The 21,438-nt window shown below is 46.2% G+C and carries 21 protein-coding genes; 19 read left to right on the top strand and 2 right to left on the bottom strand.

Annotation, left to right across the window (positions count from 1 at the left end; translation table 11 throughout):
• The first annotated feature begins 3 nt into the window (after positions 1-3).
• The 19 genes from invA (at position 4) to sptP (ending at position 18,390) form a co-directional block, all read left to right on the top strand.
• The gene (invA, locus tag ACLJQJ_RS11085) at positions 4-2,061 is read left to right on the top strand and encodes a type III secretion system export apparatus protein InvA (RefSeq protein ID WP_000927219.1); all 2,058 of its coding nucleotides are present in this window, start codon (positions 4-6) and stop codon (positions 2,059-2,061) included.
• 23 nt (positions 2,062-2,084) lie between these two features.
• Complete coding sequence (gene spaK / locus ACLJQJ_RS11080; protein WP_001164066.1) at positions 2,085-2,492, top strand: SPI-1 type III secretion system chaperone SpaK; 408 nt, start codon at positions 2,085-2,087, stop codon at positions 2,490-2,492.
• Positions 2,489-3,784: a SctN family type III secretion system ATPase InvC gene (gene invC, locus ACLJQJ_RS11075; RefSeq protein ID WP_000856766.1), complete on the top strand. Its 1,296-nt coding sequence runs from the start codon at positions 2,489-2,491 to the stop codon at positions 3,782-3,784. The genes spaK and invC overlap by 4 nt, the downstream gene beginning before the upstream one ends.
• Positions 3,762-4,205: an SPI-1 type III secretion system protein SpaM gene (gene spaM, locus ACLJQJ_RS11070; RefSeq protein ID WP_000555884.1), complete on the top strand. Its 444-nt coding sequence runs from the start codon at positions 3,762-3,764 to the stop codon at positions 4,203-4,205. The genes invC and spaM overlap by 23 nt, the downstream gene beginning before the upstream one ends.
• Complete coding sequence (gene spaN / locus ACLJQJ_RS11065; protein WP_023137851.1) at positions 4,205-5,215, top strand: SPI-1 type III secretion system protein SpaN; 1,011 nt, start codon at positions 4,205-4,207, stop codon at positions 5,213-5,215. The genes spaM and spaN overlap by 1 nt, the downstream gene beginning before the upstream one ends.
• On the top strand, positions 5,215-6,126 hold the full coding sequence (spaO, locus tag ACLJQJ_RS11060) for an SPI-1 type III secretion system protein SpaO (RefSeq protein WP_000058734.1): 912 nt from the start codon (positions 5,215-5,217) through the stop codon (positions 6,124-6,126). The genes spaN and spaO overlap by 1 nt, the downstream gene beginning before the upstream one ends.
• Complete coding sequence (gene spaP / locus ACLJQJ_RS11055; protein WP_000526014.1) at positions 6,116-6,790, top strand: SPI-1 type III secretion system export apparatus protein SpaP; 675 nt, start codon at positions 6,116-6,118, stop codon at positions 6,788-6,790. The genes spaO and spaP overlap by 11 nt, the downstream gene beginning before the upstream one ends.
• Positions 6,791-6,815: 25 nt before the next feature.
• Positions 6,816-7,076, top strand: a complete 261-nt coding sequence (gene spaQ, locus ACLJQJ_RS11050) for an SPI-1 type III secretion system export apparatus protein SpaQ (protein ID WP_000342503.1) — start codon at positions 6,816-6,818, stop codon at positions 7,074-7,076.
• 3 nt (positions 7,077-7,079) lie between these two features.
• Entirely contained in the window at positions 7,080-7,871 is a 792-nt protein-coding gene (spaR, locus tag ACLJQJ_RS11045; RefSeq protein WP_000498965.1) for an SPI-1 type III secretion system export apparatus protein SpaR, read from the top strand.
• A complete protein-coding gene (gene spaS / locus ACLJQJ_RS11040; protein WP_000097721.1) occupies positions 7,858-8,928 on the top strand; it encodes an SPI-1 type III secretion system export apparatus protein SpaS in 1,071 nt (356 codons plus the stop codon). The genes spaR and spaS overlap by 14 nt, the downstream gene beginning before the upstream one ends.
• A 137-nt stretch (positions 8,929-9,065) precedes the next feature.
• Positions 9,066-9,563, top strand: coding sequence for a SycD/LcrH family type III secretion system chaperone SicA (sicA, locus tag ACLJQJ_RS11035; RefSeq protein WP_000386309.1), 498 nt, complete (start codon positions 9,066-9,068; stop codon positions 9,561-9,563).
• Positions 9,564-9,565: 2 nt separating this feature from the next.
• Positions 9,566-11,347, top strand: a complete 1,782-nt coding sequence (gene sipB / locus ACLJQJ_RS11030) for an SPI-1 type III secretion system needle tip complex protein SipB (protein ID WP_000245782.1) — start codon at positions 9,566-9,568, stop codon at positions 11,345-11,347.
• Positions 11,348-11,374: 27 nt separating this feature from the next.
• Complete coding sequence (gene sipC, locus ACLJQJ_RS11025) at positions 11,375-12,604, top strand: SPI-1 type III secretion system needle tip complex protein SipC (RefSeq protein WP_000909019.1); 1,230 nt, start codon at positions 11,375-11,377, stop codon at positions 12,602-12,604.
• Positions 12,605-12,674: 70 nt separating this feature from the next.
• Positions 12,675-13,706, top strand: a complete 1,032-nt coding sequence (gene sipD, locus ACLJQJ_RS11020; protein ID WP_023202619.1) for an SPI-1 type III secretion system needle tip complex protein SipD — start codon at positions 12,675-12,677, stop codon at positions 13,704-13,706.
• A gap of 18 nt (positions 13,707-13,724) precedes the next feature.
• Entirely contained in the window at positions 13,725-15,782 is a 2,058-nt protein-coding gene (sipA, locus tag ACLJQJ_RS11015) for an SPI-1 type III secretion system effector SipA (protein WP_063809075.1), read from the top strand.
• 18 nt (positions 15,783-15,800) lie between these two features.
• On the top strand, positions 15,801-16,049 hold the full coding sequence (locus tag ACLJQJ_RS11010; protein ID WP_001055579.1) for an acyl carrier protein: 249 nt from the start codon (positions 15,801-15,803) through the stop codon (positions 16,047-16,049).
• A gap of 43 nt (positions 16,050-16,092) precedes the next feature.
• Positions 16,093-16,353: a hypothetical protein gene (locus tag ACLJQJ_RS11005; RefSeq protein WP_000692249.1), complete on the top strand. Its 261-nt coding sequence runs from the start codon at positions 16,093-16,095 to the stop codon at positions 16,351-16,353.
• 26 nt (positions 16,354-16,379) lie between these two features.
• Positions 16,380-16,772, top strand: a complete 393-nt coding sequence (sicP, locus tag ACLJQJ_RS11000) for a chaperone SicP (RefSeq protein ID WP_001147851.1) — start codon at positions 16,380-16,382, stop codon at positions 16,770-16,772.
• Positions 16,759-18,390 carry an SPI-1 type III secretion system effector GTPase-activating protein SptP gene (sptP, locus tag ACLJQJ_RS10995; protein WP_063809074.1) on the top strand — a complete coding sequence of 544 codons (1,632 nt, stop codon included), beginning with the start codon at positions 16,759-16,761 and terminating at the stop codon, positions 18,388-18,390. The genes sicP and sptP overlap by 14 nt, the downstream gene beginning before the upstream one ends.
• A 53-nt stretch (positions 18,391-18,443) precedes the next feature.
• On the opposite strand, the gene iagB is transcribed toward sptP, so the two are convergent.
• On the bottom strand, positions 18,444-18,926 hold the full coding sequence (gene iagB / locus ACLJQJ_RS10990) for an SPI-1 type III secretion system invasion protein IagB (protein ID WP_063809073.1): 483 nt from the start codon (positions 18,924-18,926) through the stop codon (positions 18,444-18,446).
• Between the two features lie 17 nt (positions 18,927-18,943).
• Positions 18,944-20,605 carry a transcriptional regulator HilA gene (gene hilA, locus ACLJQJ_RS10985; RefSeq protein WP_001120085.1) on the bottom strand — a complete coding sequence of 554 codons (1,662 nt, stop codon included), beginning with the start codon at positions 20,603-20,605 and terminating at the stop codon, positions 18,944-18,946.
• Between the last annotated feature and the right edge of the window lie 833 nt (positions 20,606-21,438).

Here is a 21,438-nt window from a genome sequence, read left to right as displayed (position 1 = left end):
ATAGTGCTGCTTTCTCTACTTAACAGTGCTCGTTTACGACCTGAATTACTGATTCTGGTACTAATGGTGATGATCATTTCTATGTTCGTCATTCCATTACCTACCTATCTGGTTGATTTCCTGATCGCACTGAATATCGTACTGGCGATATTGGTGTTTATGGGGTCGTTCTATATTGACAGAATCCTCAGTTTTTCAACGTTTCCTGCGGTACTGTTAATTACCACGCTCTTTCGTCTGGCATTATCGATCAGTACCAGCCGTCTTATCTTGATTGAAGCCGATGCCGGTGAAATTATCGCCACGTTCGGGCAATTCGTTATTGGCGATAGCCTGGCGGTGGGTTTTGTTGTCTTCTCTATTGTCACCGTGGTTCAGTTTATCGTTATTACCAAAGGTTCAGAACGCGTCGCGGAAGTCGCGGCCCGATTTTCTCTGGATGGTATGCCCGGTAAACAGATGAGTATTGATGCCGATTTGAAGGCCGGTATTATTGATGCGGATGCTGCGCGCGAACGGCGAAGCGTACTGGAAAGGGAAAGCCAGCTTTACGGTTCTTTTGACGGTGCGATGAAGTTTATCAAAGGTGACGCTATTGCCGGCATCATTATCATCTTTGTGAACTTTATTGGCGGTATTTCGGTGGGGATGACCCGCCATGGTATGGATTTGTCCTCCGCTCTGTCTACTTATACCATGCTGACCATTGGTGATGGTCTTGTCGCCCAGATCCCCGCATTGTTGATTGCGATTAGTGCCGGTTTTATCGTGACTCGCGTAAATGGCGATAGCGATAACATGGGGCGGAATATCATGACGCAGCTGTTGAACAACCCATTTGTATTGGTTGTTACGGCTATTTTGACCATTTCAATGGGAACTCTGCCGGGATTCCCGCTGCCGGTTTTTGTTATTTTATCGGTGGTTTTAAGCGTACTCTTCTATTTTAAATTCCGTGAAGCAAAACGTAGCGCCGCCAAACCTAAAACCAGCAAAGGCGAGCAGCCGCTCAGTATTGAGGAAAAAGAAGGGTCGTCGTTAGGACTGATTGGCGATCTCGATAAAGTCTCTACAGAGACTGTACCGTTGATATTACTTGTGCCGAAGAGCCGGCGTGAAGATCTGGAAAAAGCTCAACTTGCGGAGCGTCTACGTAGTCAGTTCTTTATTGATTATGGCGTGCGCCTGCCGGAAGTATTGTTACGCGATGGCGAGGGCCTGGACGATAACAGCATCGTATTGTTGATTAATGAGATCCGTGTTGAACAATTTACGGTCTATTTTGATTTGATGCGAGTGGTAAATTATTCCGATGAAGTCGTGTCCTTTGGTATTAATCCAACAATCCATCAGCAAGGTAGCAGTCAGTATTTCTGGGTAACGCATGAAGAGGGGGAGAAACTCCGGGAGCTTGGCTATGTGTTGCGGAACGCGCTTGATGAGCTTTACCACTGTCTGGCGGTGACGCTGGCGCGCAACGTCAATGAATATTTCGGTATTCAGGAAACAAAACATATGCTGGACCAACTGGAAGCGAAATTTCCTGATTTACTTAAAGAAGTGCTCAGACATGCCACGGTACAACGTATATCTGAAGTTTTGCAGCGTTTGTTAAGCGAACGTGTTTCCGTGCGTAATATGAAATTAATTATGGAAGCGCTCGCATTGTGGGCGCCAAGAGAAAAAGATGTCATTAACCTTGTGGAGCATATTCGTGGAGCAATGGCGCGTTATATTTGTCATAAATTCGCCAATGGCGGCGAATTACGAGCAGTAATGGTATCTGCTGAAGTTGAGGATGTTATTCGCAAAGGGATCCGTCAGACCTCTGGCAGTACCTTCCTCAGCCTTGACCCGGAAGCCTCCGCTAATTTGATGGATCTCATTACACTTAAGTTGGATGATTTATTGATTGCACATAAAGATCTTGTCCTCCTTACGTCTGTCGATGTCCGTCGATTTATTAAGAAAATGATTGAAGGTCGTTTTCCGGATCTGGAGGTTTTATCTTTCGGTGAGATAGCAGATAGCAAGTCAGTGAATGTTATAAAAACAATATAAGGGCTTAATTAAGGAAAAGATCTATGCAACATTTGGATATCGCTGAATTAGTTCGTTCCGCACTGGAAGTAAGTGGTTGCGATCCTTCACTCATCGGAGGAATAGATAGCCATTCAACAATTGTTCTGGATTTATTTGCATTGCCAAGTATCTGTATCAGCGTCAAGGACGATGATGTATGGATCTGGGCGCAATTGGGTGCTGACAGCATGGTGGTATTACAACAGCGGGCTTATGAAATCTTAATGACCATAATGGAAGGATGCCATTTTGCCCGCGGCGGGCAATTACTACTGGGGGAGCAGAATGGGGAGCTAACGCTTAAAGCCTTAGTGCATCCGGATTTTTTATCTGACGGTGAAAAGTTCTCTACTGCCTTGAATGGGTTTTACAACTATCTGGAAGTTTTTAGTCGGTCGCTAATGAGATGAAAACACCTCGTTTACTGCAATATCTGGCCTACCCACAAAAAATAACCGGCCCAATTATTGAGGCGGAATTGCGCGATGTAGCCATTGGCGAACTGTGTGAAATACGCCGTGGCTGGCACCAAAAACAGGTTGTTGCACGTGCGCAGGTGGTTGGCTTACAGCGGGAACGCACCGTGCTGAGCCTTATCGGCAATGCCCAGGGGCTGAGCCGCGATGTCGTGCTTTATCCCACTGGACGTGCGTTATCGGCGTGGGTGGGATACTCGGTATTAGGCGCGGTGTTGGATCCGACGGGGAAAATCGTTGAGCGTTTTACCCCTGAAGTGGCGCCGATTAGCGAAGAACGCGTTATTGATGTCGCACCGCCGTCTTACGCTTCGCGCGTTGGCGTCCGTGAACCGCTGATTACCGGTGTGCGCGCGATTGACGGGTTATTGACCTGTGGCGTAGGCCAGCGAATGGGCATTTTTGCCTCCGCAGGATGCGGTAAGACCATGCTGATGCATATGCTGATCGAGCAAACGGAGGCGGATGTCTTTGTTATTGGTCTTATCGGTGAACGAGGCCGTGAGGTCACTGAATTCGTGGATATGTTGCGCGCTTCGCATAAGAAAGAAAAATGCGTGCTGGTTTTTGCCACTTCCGATTTCCCCTCGGTCGATCGCTGCAATGCGGCGCAACTGGCGACAACCGTAGCGGAATATTTTCGCGACCAGGGAAAACGGGTCGTGCTTTTTATCGATTCCATGACCCGTTATGCGCGTGCTTTGCGAGACGTGGCACTGGCGTCGGGAGAGCGTCCGGCCCGTCGAGGTTATCCCGCCTCCGTATTCGATAATTTGCCCCGCTTGCTGGAACGCCCCGGGGCGACCAGCGAGGGAAGCATTACTGCCTTTTATACGGTACTGCTGGAAAGCGAGGAAGAGGCGGACCCGATGGCGGATGAAATTCGCTCTATCCTTGACGGTCACCTGTATCTGAGCAGAAAGCTGGCCGGGCAGGGACATTACCCGGCAATCGATGTACTGAAAAGCGTAAGCCGCGTTTTTGGACAAGTCACGACGCCGACACATGCTGAACAGGCATCTGCCGTGCGTAAATTAATGACGCGTCTGGAAGAGCTCCAGCTTTTCATTGACTTGGGAGAATATCGTCCTGGCGAAAATATCGATAACGATCGGGCGATGCAGATGCGGGATAGCCTGAAAGCCTGGTTATGCCAGCCGGTAGCGCAGTATTCATCCTTTGATGACACGTTGAGCGGTATGAATGCATTCGCTGACCAGAATTAAAGTATTGCAGCGGCGCTGTACGGTATTTCATTCACAGTGTGAGTCGATATTACTTCGCTATCAGGATGAGGACCGCGGGCTGCAGGCCGAGGAGGAGGCGATCCTTGAACAAATAGCGGGTCTGAAATTGTTATTAGATACGCTGCGTGCAGAAAACAGACAGCTCAGTCGTGAGGAAATTTATACGTTATTACGTAAGCAGTCTATTGTTCGCCGGCAGATAAAAGATTTAGAACTCCAGATTATACAAATTCAGGAAAAACGGAGCGAGCTGGAAAAGAAAAGGGAAGAGTTTCAGAAAAAAAGTAAATATTGGTTGCGCAAAGAAGGGAACTATCAACGCTGGATAATCCGTCAGAAAAGACACTATATCCAGCGAGAGATACAGCAGGAAGAGGCCGAGTCAGAGGAGATAATTTAATGGGCGATGTGTCAGCTGTCAGTTCATCCGGGAACATTTTACTGCCGCAGCAGGATGAGGTTGGCGGTTTATCAGAAGCATTAAAAAAAGCGGTGGAAAAACATAAGACAGAATATTCCGGTGATAAAAAAGATCGCGACTATGGCGATGCTTTCGTAATGCATAAAGAAACGGCTTTACCGGTATTACTGGCGGCATGGCGACATGGCGCGCCAGCGAAATCAGAACATCACAATGGCAACGTTTCTGGTCTGCATCATAACGGAAAAGGCGAACTCAGGATTGCTGAAAAACTGTTGAAAGTCACTGCTGAAAAATCTGTCGGTTTGATTTCTGCGGAGGCCAAAGTAGATAAATCCGCAGCGTTGCTATCGTCTAAAAATAGGCCGTTAGAAAGCGTAAGCGGTAAAAAATTATCTGCTGATTTAAAAGCCGTGGAATCCGCTAGTGAAGTAGCCGATAACGCCACGGGAATCTCTGACGATAATATCAAGGCATTGCCTGGGGATAATAAAGCCATCGCGGGCGAAGGCGTTCGTAAAGAGGGCGCGCCGCTGGCGCGGGATGTCGCACCTGCCCGAATGGCCGCAGCCAATACCGGTAAGCCTGACGATAAAGATCATAAAAAGGTTAAAGATGTTTCTCAGCTTCCGCTGCAACCAACCACTATCGCCGATCTTAGCCAATTAACCGGCGGCGATGAAAAAATGCCTTTAGCGGCGCAATCAAAGCCGATGATGACTATTTTTCCCACTGCCGATGGCGTGAAAGGAGAGGATAGCTCGCTGACTTACCGTTTTCAGCGCTGGGGAAATGACTATTCCGTCAATATTCAGGCGCGGCAAGCAGGGGAGTTTTCGTTAATACCGTCAAATACGCAGGTTGAACATCGTTTGCATGATCAATGGCAAAACGGTAATCCCCAGCGCTGGCACCTGACGCGAGACGATCAACAAAATCCGCAGCAGCAACAGCACAGACAGCAATCTGGCGAGGAGGATGACGCCTGATGTCATTGCGTGTGAGACAGATTGATCGTCGCGAATGGCTATTGGCGCAAACCGCGACAGAATGCCAGCGCCATGGCCGGGAAGCTACGCTGGAATATCCGACGCGACAGGGAATGTGGGTTCGGTTGAGCGATGCAGAAAAACGGTGGTCGGCCTGGATTAAACCTGGGGACTGGCTTGAGCATGTCTCTCCCGCTCTGGCGGGGGCGGCGGTTTCTGCTGGCGCTGAGCACCTGGTCGTTCCCTGGCTTGCTGCAACAGAGCGACCGTTTGAGTTGCCCGTGCCGCATTTGTCCTGTCGGCGTTTATGCGTAGAGAACCCCGTGCCGGGAAGCGCGCTGCCGGAAGGGAAATTGTTGCACATTATGAGCGATCGGGGCGGCCTGTGGTTTGAGCATCTTCCTGAACTGCCTGCAGTCGGGGGCGGCAGGCCGAAAATGCTGCGTTGGCCGTTGCGCTTTGTAATCGGTAGCAGTGATACGCAGCGTTCGTTGCTGGGCCGAATCGGGATCGGAGATGTACTCCTGATTCGTACTTCCCGTGCGGAAGTTTATTGCTACGCGAAAAAGTTAGGTCATTTCAACCGTGTTGAAGGGGGAATTATTGTGGAAACGTTAGATATTCAACATATCGAAGAAGAAAATAATACAACTGAAACTGCAGAAACTCTGCCTGGCTTGAACCAATTGCCCGTCAAACTGGAATTTGTTTTGTATCGTAAGAACGTTACCCTCGCCGAACTCGAAGCCATGGGGCAGCAACAGCTATTATCACTGCCGACCAATGCTGAACTTAACGTTGAAATTATGGCGAATGGTGTTTTGCTGGGTAATGGCGAACTGGTACAGATGAATGACACCTTAGGCGTTGAGATCCATGAATGGCTGAGCGAGTCTGGTAATGGGGAATGATATCTCATTAATTGCCTTACTGGCATTTTCCACCCTGTTGCCATTTATTATTGCGTCAGGAACCTGTTTCGTTAAATTTTCTATTGTATTTGTCATGGTGCGTAACGCCCTGGGATTGCAGCAGATACCTTCAAATATGACGCTTAACGGCGTCGCATTGCTGCTTTCTATGTTTGTTATGTGGCCAATAATGCATGATGCCTACGTCTATTTTGAGGACGAAGATGTCACCTTTAATGATATTTCGTCATTAAGTAAACACGTTGATGAAGGTCTGGATGGTTATCGCGATTATCTGATCAAATATTCAGATCGCGAGTTAGTTCAGTTTTTTGAAAACGCGCAACTGAAGCGTCAGTATGGAGAAGATACCGAGACGGTAAAGCGTGACAAAGATGAAATTGAAAAACCATCAATATTTGCGTTATTACCTGCTTATGCGCTGAGCGAAATAAAAAGCGCGTTTAAAATTGGTTTTTATCTCTATTTACCCTTTGTCGTCGTCGACCTGGTGGTATCCAGCGTGCTACTGGCGCTGGGGATGATGATGATGAGTCCGGTGACGATATCTACACCTATTAAGCTGGTGCTTTTTGTCGCGCTTGATGGCTGGACCTTACTGTCTAAGGGATTGATATTACAGTATATGGACATTGCAACATGACATCATTACGAGACGGGATAGTTAAATGGATGATTTAGTGTTTGCAGGTAATAAGGCGCTCTATCTTGTTTTGATCCTGTCAGGGTGGCCGACGATTGTCGCAACGATTATCGGCCTCCTGGTAGGGTTATTCCAGACGGTAACGCAATTACAGGAACAGACGCTGCCTTTTGGCATTAAATTACTTGGCGTGTGTTTATGCTTGTTTTTACTGTCTGGCTGGTATGGCGAAGTTTTACTCTCTTACGGGCGTCAGGTGATATTCCTGGCGTTGGCTAAGGGGTAAAAAATGTTTTACGCGTTGTACTTTGAAATTCATCACCTGGTTGCGTCTGCGGCGCTAGGGTTTGCTCGCGTGGCGCCGATTTTTTTCTTCCTGCCGTTTTTGAATAGCGGGGTATTAAGCGGTGCGCCGAGAAACGCCATTATCATCCTGGTGGCATTGGGAGTATGGCCGCATGCATTGAACGAGGCGCCGCCGTTTTTATCGGTGGCGATGATCCCGTTAGTTCTGCAAGAAGCGGCGGTAGGCGTCATGCTGGGCTGTCTGCTGTCATGGCCTTTTTGGGTTATGCATGCGCTGGGTTGTATTATCGATAACCAGCGAGGGGCAACGCTAAGTAGCAGTATCGATCCGGCAAACGGTATTGATACCTCGGAAATGGCTAATTTCCTGAATATGTTTGCCGCTGTCGTTTATTTACAAAACGGCGGTCTGGTCACGATGGTTGACGTGTTAAATAAAAGCTATCAGCTATGCGATCCGATGAACGAGTGCACGCCTTCATTACCGCCGCTATTAACGTTTATTAATCAGGTGGCTCAAAACGCGTTGGTTCTGGCCAGCCCGGTGGTATTAGTGCTGTTGCTGTCAGAAGTATTCCTGGGTTTATTGTCGCGCTTTGCTCCGCAAATGAACGCTTTTGCGATTTCACTGACGGTAAAAAGCGGCATTGCCGTTTTAATTATGCTGCTTTATTTCTCTCCGGTACTACCGGACAATGTACTGCGACTCTCTTTCCAGGCCACAGGGTTAAGCAGTTGGTTTTACGAGCGAGGGGCGACGCATGTCCTCGAATAAAACAGAAAAACCGACTAAAAAACGGCTGGAAGACTCTGCTAAAAAAGGCCAGTCATTTAAAAGTAAAGATCTCATTATCGCCTGCCTGACGCTGGGAGGAATTGCCTATCTGGTGTCGTATGGCTCATTTAATGAGTTTATGGGGATAATTAAGATCATTATTGCGGATAATTTTGATCAGAGCATGGCTGATTACAGTTTGGCCGTTTTTGGGATAGGATTAAAATATCTGATTCCATTTATGCTGCTCTGTTTAGTGTGTTCCGCATTACCGGCGTTATTACAGGCCGGTTTCGTGCTGGCGACAGAAGCATTAAAACCTAATTTATCGGCGTTAAACCCGGTAGAAGGGGCGAAAAAACTTTTTAGTATGCGCACGGTTAAAGATACGGTCAAAACCCTACTGTATCTCTCATCCTTTGTGGTGGCCGCCATCATTTGCTGGAAGAAATATAAGGTTGAAATCTTTTCTCAGTTAAATGGCAATGTTGTGGATATTGCCGTCATTTGGCGTGAACTTCTCCTCGCATTGGTATTAACTTGCCTTGCTTGCGCATTGATTGTCTTATTATTGGATGCTATTGCGGAATATTTCCTGACCATGAAAGATATGAAAATGGATAAGGAAGAAGTGAAGCGTGAAATGAAGGAGCAGGAAGGGAACCCAGAGGTTAAATCTAAAAGACGTGAAGTTCATATGGAAATTCTGTCTGAACAGGTGAAATCCGATATTGAAAACTCACGCCTGATTGTTGCCAACCCCACGCATATTACGATCGGGATTTATTTTAAACCCGAATTGATGCCGATTCCGATGATCTCAGTGTATGAAACGAATCAGCGCGCGCTGGCCGTCCGCGCCTATGCGGAGAAGGTTGGCGTACCTGTGATCGTCGATATCAAACTGGCGCGCAGTCTTTTCAAAACCCATCGCCGTTATGATCTGGTGAGTCTGGAAGAAATTGATGAAGTTTTACGTCTTCTGGTTTGGCTGGAAGAGGTAGAAAACGCGGGCAAAGACGTTATTCAGCCACAAGAAAACGAGGTACGGCATTGAGCCGCGTAAAGCAGTAGCGATGTATTCATTGGGCGTTTTTTGAATGTTCACTAACCACCGTCGGGGTTTAATAACTGCATCAGATAAACGCAGTCGTTAAGTTCTACAAAGTCGGTGACAGATAACAGGAGTAAGTAATGGATTATCAAAATAATGTCAGCGAAGAACGTGTTGCGGAAATGATTTGGGATGCCGTTAGTGAAGGCGCCACGCTAAAAGACGTTCATGGGATCCCTCAAGATATGATGGACGGTTTATATGCTCATGCTTATGAGTTTTATAACCAGGGACGACTGGATGAAGCTGAGACGTTCTTTCGTTTCTTATGCATTTATGATTTTTACAATCCCGATTACACCATGGGACTGGCGGCGGTATGCCAACTGAAAAAACAATTTCAGAAAGCATGTGACCTTTATGCAGTAGCGTTTACGTTACTTAAAAATGATTATCGCCCCGTTTTTTTTACCGGGCAGTGTCAATTATTAATGCGTAAGGCGGCAAAAGCCAGACAGTGTTTTGAACTTGTCAATGAACGTACTGAAGATGAGTCTCTGCGGGCAAAAGCGTTGGTCTATCTGGAGGCGCTAAAAACGGCGGAGACAGAGCAGCACAGTGAACAAGAAAAGGAATAATTATGGTAAATGACGCAAGTAGCATTAGCCGTAGCGGATATACCCAAAATCCGCGCCTCGCTGAGGCGGCTTTTGAAGGCGTTCGTAAGAACACGGACTTTTTAAAAGCGGCGGATAAAGCTTTTAAAGATGTGGTGGCAACGAAAGCGGGCGACCTTAAAGCCGGAACAAAGTCCGGCGAGAGCGCTATTAATACGGTGGGTCTGAAGCCGCCTACGGACGCCGCCCGGGAAAAACTCTCCAGCGAAGGGCAATTGACATTACTGCTTGGCAAGTTAATGACGCTACTGGGTGATGTTTCGCTGTCTCAACTGGAGTCTCGTCTGGCGGTATGGCAGGCGATGATTGAGTCACAAAAAGAGATGGGGATTCAGGTATCGAAAGAATTCCAGACGGCTCTGGGAGAGGCTCAGGAGGCGACGGATCTCTATGAAGCCAGCATCAAAAAGACGGATACCGCCAAGAGTGTTTATGACGCTGCGGCCAAAAAACTGACGCAGGCACAAAATAAATTGCAATCGCTGGACCCGGCTGACCCCGGCTATGCACAAGCTGAAGCCGCGGTAGAACAGGCCGGAAAAGAAGCGACAGAGGCGAAAGAGGCCTTAGATAAGGCCACGGATGCGACGGTTAAAGCAGGCACAGACGCCAAAGCGAAAGCCGAGAAAGCGGATAACATTCTGACCAAATTCCAGGGAACGGCTAATGCCGCCTCTCAGAATCAGGTTTCCCAGGGTGAGCAGGATAATCTGTCAAATGTCGCCCGCCTCACTATGCTCATGGCCATGTTTATTGAGATTGTGGGCAAAAATACGGAAGAAAGCCTGCAAAACGATCTTGCGCTTTTCAACGCCTTGCAGGAAGGGCGTCAGGCGGAGATGGAAAAGAAATCGGCTGAATTCCAGGAAGAGACGCGCAAAGCCGAGGAAACGAACCGCATTATGGGATGTATCGGGAAAGTCCTCGGCGCGCTGCTAACCATTGTCAGCGTTGTGGCCGCTGTTTTTACCGGTGGGGCGAGTCTGGCGCTGGCTGCGGTGGGACTTGCGGTAATGGTGGCCGATGAAATTGTGAAGGCGGCGACGGGGGTGTCGTTTATTCAGCAGGCGCTAAACCCGATTATGGAGCATGTGCTGAAGCCGTTAATGGAGCTGATTGGCAAGGCGATTACCAAAGCGCTGGAAGGATTAGGCGTCGATAAGAAAACGGCAGAGATGGCCGGCAGCATTGTTGGTGCGATTGTTGCCGCTATTGCGATGGTAGCGGTCATTGTGGTGGTCGCAGTTGTCGGGAAAGGCGCGGCGGCGAAACTGGGTAACGCGCTGAGCAAAATGATGGGCGAAACGATTAAGAAGTTGGTGCCTAACGTGCTGAAACAGTTGGCGCAAAACGGCAGCAAACTCTTTACCCAGGGGATGCAACGTATTACTAGCGGCCTGGGTAATGTGGGTAGCAAGATGGGCCTGCAAACGAATGCCTTAAGTAAAGAGCTGGTAGGTAATACCCTAAATAAAGTGGCGTTGGGCATGGAAGTCACGAATACCGCAGCCCAGTCAGCCGGTGGTGTTGCCGAGGGCGTATTTATTAAAAATGCCAGCGAGGCGCTTGCTGATTTTATGCTCGCCCGTTTTGCCATGGATCAGATTCAGCAGTGGCTTAAACAATCCGTAGAAATATTTGGTGAAAACCAGAAGGTAACGGCGGAACTGCAAAAAGCCATGTCTTCTGCGGTACAGCAAAATGCGGATGCTTCGCGTTTTATTCTGCGCCAGAGTCGCGCATAAAAACTGCCAAAATAAAGGGAGAAAAATATGTTAATTAGTAATGTGGGAATAAATCCCGCCGCTTATTTAAATAATCATTCTGTTGAGAATAGTTCACAGACAGCTTCGCAATCCGTTAGCGCTAAAGATATTCTGAATAGTATTGGTATTAGCAGCAGTAAAGTCAGTGACCTGGGGTTGAGTCCTACACTGAGCGCGCCTGCGCCAGGGGTATTAACGCAAACCCCCGGAACGATCACGTCCTTTTTAAAAGCCAGTATTCAAAATACCGACATGAATCAGGATTTGAATGCCCTGGCAAATAATGTCACGACTAAAGCGAATGAGGTTGTGCAAACCCAGTTACGCGAGCAGCAGGCAGAAGTCGGAAAGTTTTTTGATATTAGCGGAATGTCTTCCAGTGCCGTTGCGCTGTTGGCTGCCGCGAATACGTTAATGCTGACGTTGAACCAGGCTGATAGCAAACTGTCTGGTAAGTTGTCATTAGTCAGTTTTGATGCAGCTAAAACGACGGCAAGCTCCATGATGCGCGAAGGGATGAATGCGTTGTCCGGTAGTATTTCCCAGAGCGCGCTTCAGTTGGGGATCACTGGCGTGGGCGCCAAACTGGAATATAAGGGGCTGCAGAATGAAAGAGGCGCGCTTAAACATAATGCCGCGAAGATCGATAAACTGACCACTGAAAGCCACAGTATTAAAAACGTGCTGAACGGGCAGAATAGCGTCAAACTCGGTGCTGAAGGCGTCGATTCTCTGAAATCGTTAAATATGAAGAAAACCGGTACCGATGCGACGAAAAATCTTAATGATGCGACGCTTAAATCTAATGCCGGAACCAGCGCCACGGAAAGTCTGGGTATTAAAGACAGTAATAAACAAATCTCCCCTGAACATCAGGCTATTCTGTCGAAACGTCTTGAGTCTGTCGAATCCGATATTCGTCTTGAGCAGAATACCATGGATATGACCCGAATCGATGCGCGCAAGATGCAGATGACGGGCGATCTGATTATGAAGAACTCGGTCACGGTCGGTGGTATTGCAGGGGCGTCCGGGCAGTACGCCGCTACTCAGGAACGTTCCGAGCAGCAAATTAGCCAGGTTAATAACCGGGTTGCCAGCACCGCATCGGACGAAGCCCGTGAAAGTTCACGTAAATCGACCAGCCTGATTCAGGAAATGCTGAAAACAATGGAGAGCATTAACCAGTCGAAAGCATCCGCACTTGCTGCTATCGCAGGCAATATTCGCGCTTAATCTGAAAGGTCATCTATACGCCATCAGGGGGGGGATTTAATCGCGCTCCTGATGGCGAACTGGGGATATTATGCTTAATATTCAAAATTATTCCGCTTCTCCTCATCCGGGGATCGTTGCTGAACGGCCGCAGACTCCCTCGGCGAGCGAGCATGTCGAGGCTGCCGTGGTACCGTCTACCACAGAACATCGCGGCACAGATATCATTTCATTATCGCAGGCGGCTACTAAAATCCAGCAGGCACAGCAGACGCTGCAGTCAACGCCACCGATTTCTGAAGAGAATAATGACGAGCGCACGCTGGCGCGCCAACAGTTGACCAGCAGCCTGAATGCGCTGGCGAAGTCCGGCGTGTCATTATCCGCAGAACAAAATGAGAACCTGCGGAGCGCGTTTTCTGCGCCGACGTCGGCCTTATTTAGCGCTTCGCCTATGGCGCAGCCGAGAACAACCATTTCTGATGCTGAGATTTGGGATATGGTTTCCCAAAATATATCGGCGATAGGTGACAGCTATCTGGGCGTTTATGAAAACGTTGTCGCAGTCTATACCGATTTTTATCAGGCCTTCAGTGATATTCTTTCCAAAATGGGAGGCTGGTTATTACCAGGTAAGGACGGTAATACCGTTAAGCTAGATGTTACCTCACTCAAAAATGATTTAAACAGTTTAGTCAATAAATATAATCAAATAAACAGTAATACCGTTTTATTCCCAGCGCAGTCAGGCAGCGGCGTTAAAGTAGCTACTGAAGCGGAAGCGAGACAGTGGCTCAGTGAATTGAATTTGCCGAATAGCTGCCTGAAATCTTATGGATCCGGTTATGTCGTCACCGTTGATCTGACGCCATTACAAAAAATGGTTCAGGATATTGATGGTTTAGGCGCGCCGGGAAAAGATTCAAAACTCGAAATGGATAACGCCAAATATCAAGCCTGGCAGTCGGGTTTTAAAGCGCAGGAAGAAAATTTGAAAACCACATTACAGACGCTGACGCAAAAATATAGCAATGCCAATTCATTGTACGACAACCTGGTAAAAGTGCTGAGCAGTACGATAAGTAGCAGCCTGGAAACCGCCAAAAGCTTCCTGCAAGGATAACAGAAGAGGATATTAATAATGGTTACAAGTGTAAGGACTCAGCCCCCCGTCATAATGCCAGGTATGCAGACCGAGATCAAAACGCAGGCCACGAATCTTGCGGCGAATCTTTCCGCAGTCAGAGAAAGTGCCACAGCGACGCTGTCAGGGGAAATTAGAGGCCCGCAACTGGAAGATTTTCCCGCGCTGATCAAACAGGCGAGTCTGGATGCGTTGTTTAAATGCGGGAAAGACGCTGAGGCGTTAAAAGAAGTTTTTACCAATTCAAATAATGTCGCCGGTAAGAAAGCGATAATGGAGTTTGCCGGGCTCTTTCGTTCAGCGCTCAACGCCACCAGTGATTCTCCTGAGGCGAAGACGCTACTGATGAAGGTGGGGGCAGAGTATACCGCGCAAATCATAAAAGATGGCCTGAAAGAAAAGTCAGCTTTTGGACCATGGATGCCAGAAACAAAGAAAGCGGAAGCGAAGCTGGAAAACCTGGAAAAGCAGCTGTTAGATATCATCAAAAATAACACTGGCGGTGAATTAAGTAAATTATCGACGAATCTTGTTATGCAGGAGGTGATGCCCTATATTGCCAGCTGCATTGAACATAACTTTGGCTGTACGTTGGATCCGTTAACCCGCAGCAGTCTTACGCAGCTTGTTGACAAAGCGGCGGCGAAGGCGGTTGAGGCGCTTGATATGTGCCACCAAAAATTAACGCAAGAGCAGGGTACCAGCGTAGGACGGGAAGCCCGGCACCTTGAAACGCAAACGTTGATACCCCTGCTGCTACGTAATGTTTTTGCACAAATTCCTGCAGATAAACTGCCTGACCCTAAAATTCCGGAACCTGCGGCTGGACCAGTACCTGATGGTGGGAAAAAAGCAGAACCTACGGGTATTAATATCAATATTAATATTGATAGCAGTAGCCATAGCGTGGATAACAGTAAGCATATTAACAATAGCCGAAGCCATGTCGATAATAGCCAGCGCCATATCGATAATAGCAACCATGATAATAGCCGGAAGACGATTGATAATAGCCGAACATTTATTGATAACAGCCAACGCCATGGCGAGTCACACCATTCGACTAACAGCAGCAACGTAAGTCATAGTCATTCGCGTGTGGATTCGACTACGCATCAAACGGAGACGGCACACAGCGCCAGCACAGGGGCAATTGACCATGGCATCGCGGGTAAAATTGACGTCACGGCTCATGCGACGGCAGAGGCTGTGACCAACGCTTCATCTGAAAGTAAAGATGGAAAGGTGGTCACGTCAGAAAAGGGCACTACGGGTGAAACACCCTCTTTTGATGAAGTCGATGGCATAACCAGCAAGAGCAGTATCGGCAAGCCGGTACAGGCCACGGTGCACGGCGTTGACGATAATAAACAGCAAAGCCAGACGGCAGAGATTGTGAATGTGAAGCCGCTTGCCAGTCAATTGGCTGGCGTCGAGAATGTTAAAATCGATACCTTACAATCAGACTCGACGGTAATTACAGGTAATAAAGCCGGTACGACCGATAATGATAATAGCCAGACAGATAAGACTGGCCCATTTTCTGGTTTGAAGTTTAAGCAAAATAGTTTCCTCTCAACAGTACCGAGCGTTACGAATATGCATTCAATGCATTTCAACGCCCGTGAGGCGTTTTTGGGTGTGATACGTAAAGCCCTGGAGCCGGATACCTCCACACCGTTCCCTGTACGCAGAGCGTTTGACGGCTTGCGTGCGGAAATATTACCCAATGACACGATAAAGAGTGCAGCGTTGAAAGCGCAATGTAGCGATATTGACAAGCACCCAGAATTGAAAGCGAAAATGGATACGCTTAAAGAGGTCATTACTCATCATCCACAAAAAGAAAAACTGGCTGAGATTGCACTGCAGTTTGCCAGAGAGGCGGGGCTGACCAGGCTAAAAGGGGAAACTGACTATGTGTTAAGTAATGTGCTGGACGGCCTTATCGGAGACGGTAGCTGGCGAGCTGGCCCGGCTTACGAGTCATACCTGAATAAACCTGGCGTGGATCGGGTTATTACTACCGTTGATGGCTTGCACATGCAGCGTTAATTAACCGGGAAAGATGCGATGAATATGGATATTGAAGCAAGAGTCAAAAAAGTGATCACCTCTTGTATTGCCGTTGATGTTGATAGTATCAATGGTCAGACCCATCTGGTTGAGGATCTTTACGCTGACTCATTGGATTTAATTGATATTGTATTTGGTCTTAGTGAGGAGTTTGACATTAGTTGCAATGAAAACGATCTTCCTGATATGACGACCTTTGCGGATATATGCCGTGTTGTTAAAAAAAGTCTTGAGTCCAGGGTGTAGTATTTTTCTCTCGCTCGACAACAATTGAACAAGATTAATTGTTATGAAAATCATCACACATGTAGTACCCGGTTCAGGTATGGCTGCAATATATGATGATATTGCTGACAGTCCGCGTTTTGTTATTAAAGGCAAGTTACGTCATGTTGAAAATGATCCGAAGGAGCTGCTGATATGTGTTCCGATGCGTAGTGAATGGCTATTCTACTGGATTAAAGGAGAGAAATATTGCGCCCGGCGATGGGCGCGAAAATGCATCAAAACATCATGTAACCAGATTAAATTTGAAGAAGCAATCTTATAAAAGATATAATTCAAGAGGAAAGTAAATTGCAAGCACACCAGGATATTATCGCTAATATTGGTGAGAAATTGGGTTTACCGCTCACTTTTGACGACAACAATCAGTGCTTATTACTACTCGATAGCGATATTTTTACGTCTATTGAAGCTAAAGATGATATCTGGTTATTGAACGGTATGATTATACCGTTATCGCCTGTTTGTGGCGATTCTATCTGGCGGCAGATTATGGTGATTAATGGTGAACTGGCTGCGAATAATGAAGGTACGTTAGCGTATATTGATGCTGCAGAGACGTTGTTGTTTATACATGCAATTACCGATCTGACAAATACTTACCATATTATATCGCAGCTTGAGTCATTTGTGAATCAGCAGGAAGCGCTCAAAAACATACTGCAGGAATATGCTAAAGTATGAGGAGAGAAAATTGAATAATTTAACGTTGTCTTCGTTTTCAAAAGTTGGTGTGTCGAATGATGCCCGACTTTATATTGCTAAGGAAAATACTGATAAGGCATATGTTGCGCCTGAAAAATTTTCGTCAAAAGTATTAACCTGGCTTGGAAAAATGCCGTTATTTAAAAACACTGAAGTGGTGCAAAAACATACGGAAAATATCAGAGTACAGGACCAAAAGATTTTACAGACATTTCTCCATGCACTAACGGAAAAATATGGGGAAACAGCGGTTAATGACGCACTGTTAATGTCCCGTATAAATATGAACAAACCCCTTACCCAACGTTTAGCAGTGCAGATCACGGAGTGTGTAAAAGCTGCTGACGAAGGGTTTATAAACCTTATTAATAGCAAGGATAATGTTGGTGTCAGGAATGCCGCTTTAGTCATAAAAGGCGGCGATACAAAAGTGGCAGAAAAAAATAACGATGTTGGAGCAGAAAGTAAGCAACCTTTACTCGATATCGCGCTAAAGGGACTTAAAAGAACATTACCGCAACTGGAACAAATGGATGGAAATAGCCTGCGAGAAAACTTCCAGGAGATGGCTTCAGGTAACGGCCCGCTGCGTTCATTAATGACGAATTTACAGAATTTAAATAAAATTCCAGAGGCTAAACAACTTAATGATTATGTTACAACGTTAACAAATATTCAGATAGGAGCAGACAGGTTCTCACAATGGGGAACCTGTGGGGGAGTGGTTGAGAGGTGGATTGATAAAGCCTCTACCCATGAATTAACCCAGGCTGTAAAAAAAATTCACGTTATTGCTAAAGAACTGAAAAACGTTACAGCTGAACTTGAGAAAATAAAAGCCGGCGCGCCAATGCCACAGACGATGAGCGGACCGACACTGGGCCTGGCACGGTTTGCGGTCAGCAGCATTCCAATTAATCAGCAAACCCAGGTGAAACTGAGCGATGGAATGCCTGTGCCAGTGAATACGTTAACTTTTGACGGTAAGCCTGTGGCATTAGCCGGTTCGTACCCAAAAAATACGCCGGATGCGCTGGAAGCGCATATGAAAATGCTTCTTGAAAAAGAATGCTCGTGCCTGGTGGTGTTAACGTCGGAAGATCAGATGCAGGCAAAACAATTACCACCCTATTTCAGAGGGAGCTACACCTTTGGCGAGGTGCATACCAACAGCCAAAAAGTGAGCTCAGCCAGTCAGGGAGAAGCGATAGACCAATACAATATGCAACTGTCCTGCGGGGAAAAGCGGTATACAATCCCGGTATTGCATGTGAAAAATTGGCCAGATCACCAGCCATTACCGTCTACGGATCAGTTAGAATACCTGGCGGATAGGGTGAAAAATAGTAACCAAAATGGCGCGCCGGGGCGTAGTTCATCAGATAAGCATTTACCGATGATTCATTGTCTGGGCGGAGTGGGGAGAACCGGAACGATGGCGGCGGCCCTTGTACTTAAGGATAATCCTCATAGTAATCTGGAGCAGGTACGTGCAGATTTCCGGAATTCACGGAACAATAGAATGCTGGAAGACGCCTCACAGTTTGTACAACTAAAAGCAATGCAAGCCCAGTTGCTTATGACGACGGCAAGCTGATAAAAACATAGCTTACTTTTAGAACTATCTGAAAGTAAGCTATTTCTGTATAATTATTTGTTTACCGCGATAGAAAGTTTTTTGTTTTTCTCTTCTGCTGGCATCCCTTTTAATCTTCTGTAATTCTCCCAAATTTTCTTAGCATAACGTTTCCTTATATCCGATCGTTTCGGTGACGTCCCCGCATTATAAGCGCCAACGGCCTCCCAGCTATAACCGTAGATTTTCATCATATCTGATAAAATGGATGCGCCCACAATGACAGAAATGCAGGGGTCCTGTAACAACTGTTTTTCACTAATCCCCATTTTTTTCAGCCTTTTCATATGGAAGCTGTTAATTTGCATCAGGCCAAGATCGGTTGAACCATCTCGGTTATGACCAATGGCGCCTGGTTTCATCGCCGATTCCTGCTGGGCGATAGCGTAAAGTAGTTCGGATTCAATATTGAACATTTTTTCAGCCTGAAGCCAGCAATCAGCCCATGCTGTATTTATGCTAAGCAACCAGATTACGATGATAAAAAAATAATGCATATCTCCTCTCTCAGATTTTACCGTAATTTAATCAAGCGGGGATCCTGTTTCCATCTTTTGAACCAAATATTGTCTTCGTTTTTAAATTTATTCCACATTTTCTCGGCAATAGCTTCGCCGTGGGCAACCAGCACTAACGGTAATAATCCCGGATTATTATCAATACGCTGTTCGCTTTCCAGAAACTCTCTTATCGTCGGTAAGGCACGCTCGCTATTCTGACAGTATTCAGCATAAAGAAGATTAACAGCAATAAGTCCTGTTATTTCCTGCGTGGATATTTCTTTAGTTAATTTTCGTGCCAGTTCATGTTTACCTTTAAGCGAAAGAAACATAACCTGCATACTTAATAATATTGGATTATCCTGCAGGTGTTGTGAGCGTAATTCATCGCCTAAACGTATAGCATCATCAATACCGGTATGATAATAGGTAATCCACAGCTTAGTGATCCCTGCGGCTGCGCGCGTTGGATCCAATTTTAAACACTCGTTAATCGTTTGTAAGGCCTCCTCCAACTGACCAGCCATGAAAAGATTCCAGCCATAATAATATTTAATATCTGCAGAGATGGGCGAAAGTAAGTTAGCTTGTTTGAATAGCAAACTCCCGACGATGTATTCTGAATGAATCGTATTAATTAGCCCCAGTAATCCTAAAGCTTGTGGATTATTGTGGTCCAGCTCTGTCGCCTTAATCGCATGTTCTTTAGCTTTGATCATGGCATTTTGTTTATCAAAAATCCCCATTTGCGCCATGCTGAGGTAGCATTCTGCCAGCGCACAGTAAGGCGCAATGCTGTTTGGCGACATGTTAACGCATTGAGTCAGCAATTTAAGCGCTTGCTGTAAGCTATAGGGGGTGTATTGATTTAACTCATGCTTACCGCGTAAGTAAACCATAGTACTGTCAATCGAATTTAGCTCGCTAATCTGCTTTGTGTCCCAGCGAAGTCCGGGAATACATCTGAGCAAAAGATTCGCAATTTTGTTTTGCAAGAGAGAAGCGGGTTGGTGTTCTATCAACTTAATGCTTTCCTGGTGCAGCAGGTGATAACCTTTAACCCGAACTATCTCGATCTGTACAATGTTATCATTACCATCGGGTATCATCTGCCCGGAGATATAATAATCGGGGCGTAATTGATCCATGAGCTCGAGAATATCCTTAACACTACGGCAGTTCTTCGTAATGGTCACCGGCAGCACGCTCAGGCCAAAGGGCGCATACTGCGATAATCCCTTCACGATAGAGTAATGCAGACTCTCGGATTGAACCTGATCCTGCATCTGAAAAGGAAGTATCGCCAATGTATGAGTTGTAGGTTGCGGCGCTGGCGGAGACACCACTACGACCGGACGATTAAACCGATAGCCCTGTCCGTACAGTGTTTCAATGTAACGATGCTCTTTATCTTCCGACAGAATACGTCGTAAGGCATAAATACAGCGGGTAAGAGATTCTTCGTTAACTTCCGCGTCGCCCCATACCTGGTCCAGTAAGGTGTTTTTACTCACAATCTCGCCGGCGGCTTCGAGCAGGATGACCAGAACGGCATATTCTTTTGGCGGAATATTGACTTTCTTTTCTGAGCGTAGCAGGGAGCCGTCCATGTTGAGTATGAAATCATCAAAGACGAATTTTTTATTCGATACAGGAACAGGATTAAAATGTGGCATGATAATAGTGTATTCTCTTACAGGGTGAAAAGTTATAATAGCTAATACAAGTCGTTAGGATAGAATCTACTGTTTCAGTAATTCTGCTGTTAGTACTAACGGTCAGGTTGAGCTTTTATTATGAGCTTAATGTCATATTGTACGGGCTCGGGTTTATATATTTTTAACATTTGATTATTTAGCTTATGCCTGTGCTTTAAATAAATGACATGTTGGTAATAATATTGTTATAACTAACCGTGATTATCGAATGGACGCTGTCGTATATCCTGGAGCAGAGAGTCAGCGCGGGCATCTAAATATTTACATATTTAACTTGGCCTCATTGCAATAGAGATTAGTTTTGTAGCTATCTTACTGCATTTTTTGGGGGTGTAAATGCTGCTTATTATATCTTCATGGTTAATGGTCTGATAATTACACCATCAGAACCATTTTTCTCGAAGATTTCCACTAAATGACCATTCGTTGAAAGTTTAAGAGTGTAATTTGTCTTAGGTGTCAAAATATAAATGAAAGACTGTTTTTAATGGTGCGCTTATTTTTATATTTTTTTGCAAAATAATGATATCGTCTTTTCTTTACTCCTTTCAGCTATAGCGCCAAAAAGGCAGGGGGGTTATGAGCAGTATCATCCTCAGGCTGGCCCCCAGGCATTATATCGATATCAGGAGGAAGAGAAGAGGTATGCCAGGCAGAAGCTAACAAGCGTGACTGTTTCGGTGTAGACCGTTCAGGCAAATAGTTCTCAGAGGGAACGGATGATGTATAAATATGAATAAAATGCCGGCCTTAATCCACAGGGTTAAAGCCGGAAGGAGATAGTGTCATCT

It is taken from the genome of Salmonella sp. SAL04202, assembly GCF_046550775.1.
Lineage (GTDB): Bacteria > Pseudomonadota > Gammaproteobacteria > Enterobacterales > Enterobacteriaceae > Salmonella > Salmonella enterica.
Note: the sequence above shows the minus strand (reverse complement) of the source record. Positions and strands in the feature narration are given on the sequence as shown.

Coding starts and splice junctions, on each gene's coding strand:
- sipC (WP_000909019.1), top strand. CDS start 11,375: ATGTTAATTAGTAATGTGGGAATAAATCCCGCCGCTTATTTAAATAAT.
- ACLJQJ_RS11010 (WP_001055579.1), top strand. CDS start 15,801: ATGAATATGGATATTGAAGCAAGAGTCAAAAAAGTGATCACCTCTTGT.
- spaQ (WP_000342503.1), top strand. CDS start 6,816: ATGGATGATTTAGTGTTTGCAGGTAATAAGGCGCTCTATCTTGTTTTG.
- ACLJQJ_RS11005 (WP_000692249.1), top strand. CDS start 16,093: ATGAAAATCATCACACATGTAGTACCCGGTTCAGGTATGGCTGCAATA.
- sipB (WP_000245782.1), top strand. CDS start 9,566: ATGGTAAATGACGCAAGTAGCATTAGCCGTAGCGGATATACCCAAAAT.
- spaM (WP_000555884.1), top strand. CDS start 3,762: ATGCATTCGCTGACCAGAATTAAAGTATTGCAGCGGCGCTGTACGGTA.
- spaR (WP_000498965.1), top strand. CDS start 7,080: ATGTTTTACGCGTTGTACTTTGAAATTCATCACCTGGTTGCGTCTGCG.
- sicA (WP_000386309.1), top strand. CDS start 9,066: ATGGATTATCAAAATAATGTCAGCGAAGAACGTGTTGCGGAAATGATT.
- hilA (WP_001120085.1), bottom strand. CDS start 20,605: ATGCCACATTTTAATCCTGTTCCTGTATCGAATAAAAAATTCGTCTTT.
- spaN (WP_023137851.1), top strand. CDS start 4,205: ATGGGCGATGTGTCAGCTGTCAGTTCATCCGGGAACATTTTACTGCCG.
- sptP (WP_063809074.1), top strand. CDS start 16,759: ATGCTAAAGTATGAGGAGAGAAAATTGAATAATTTAACGTTGTCTTCG.
- spaK (WP_001164066.1), top strand. CDS start 2,085: ATGCAACATTTGGATATCGCTGAATTAGTTCGTTCCGCACTGGAAGTA.
- sipA (WP_063809075.1), top strand. CDS start 13,725: ATGGTTACAAGTGTAAGGACTCAGCCCCCCGTCATAATGCCAGGTATG.
- invC (WP_000856766.1), top strand. CDS start 2,489: ATGAAAACACCTCGTTTACTGCAATATCTGGCCTACCCACAAAAAATA.
- sipD (WP_023202619.1), top strand. CDS start 12,675: ATGCTTAATATTCAAAATTATTCCGCTTCTCCTCATCCGGGGATCGTT.
- spaS (WP_000097721.1), top strand. CDS start 7,858: ATGTCCTCGAATAAAACAGAAAAACCGACTAAAAAACGGCTGGAAGAC.
- spaP (WP_000526014.1), top strand. CDS start 6,116: ATGGGGAATGATATCTCATTAATTGCCTTACTGGCATTTTCCACCCTG.
- spaO (WP_000058734.1), top strand. CDS start 5,215: ATGTCATTGCGTGTGAGACAGATTGATCGTCGCGAATGGCTATTGGCG.
- iagB (WP_063809073.1), bottom strand. CDS start 18,926: ATGCATTATTTTTTTATCATCGTAATCTGGTTGCTTAGCATAAATACA.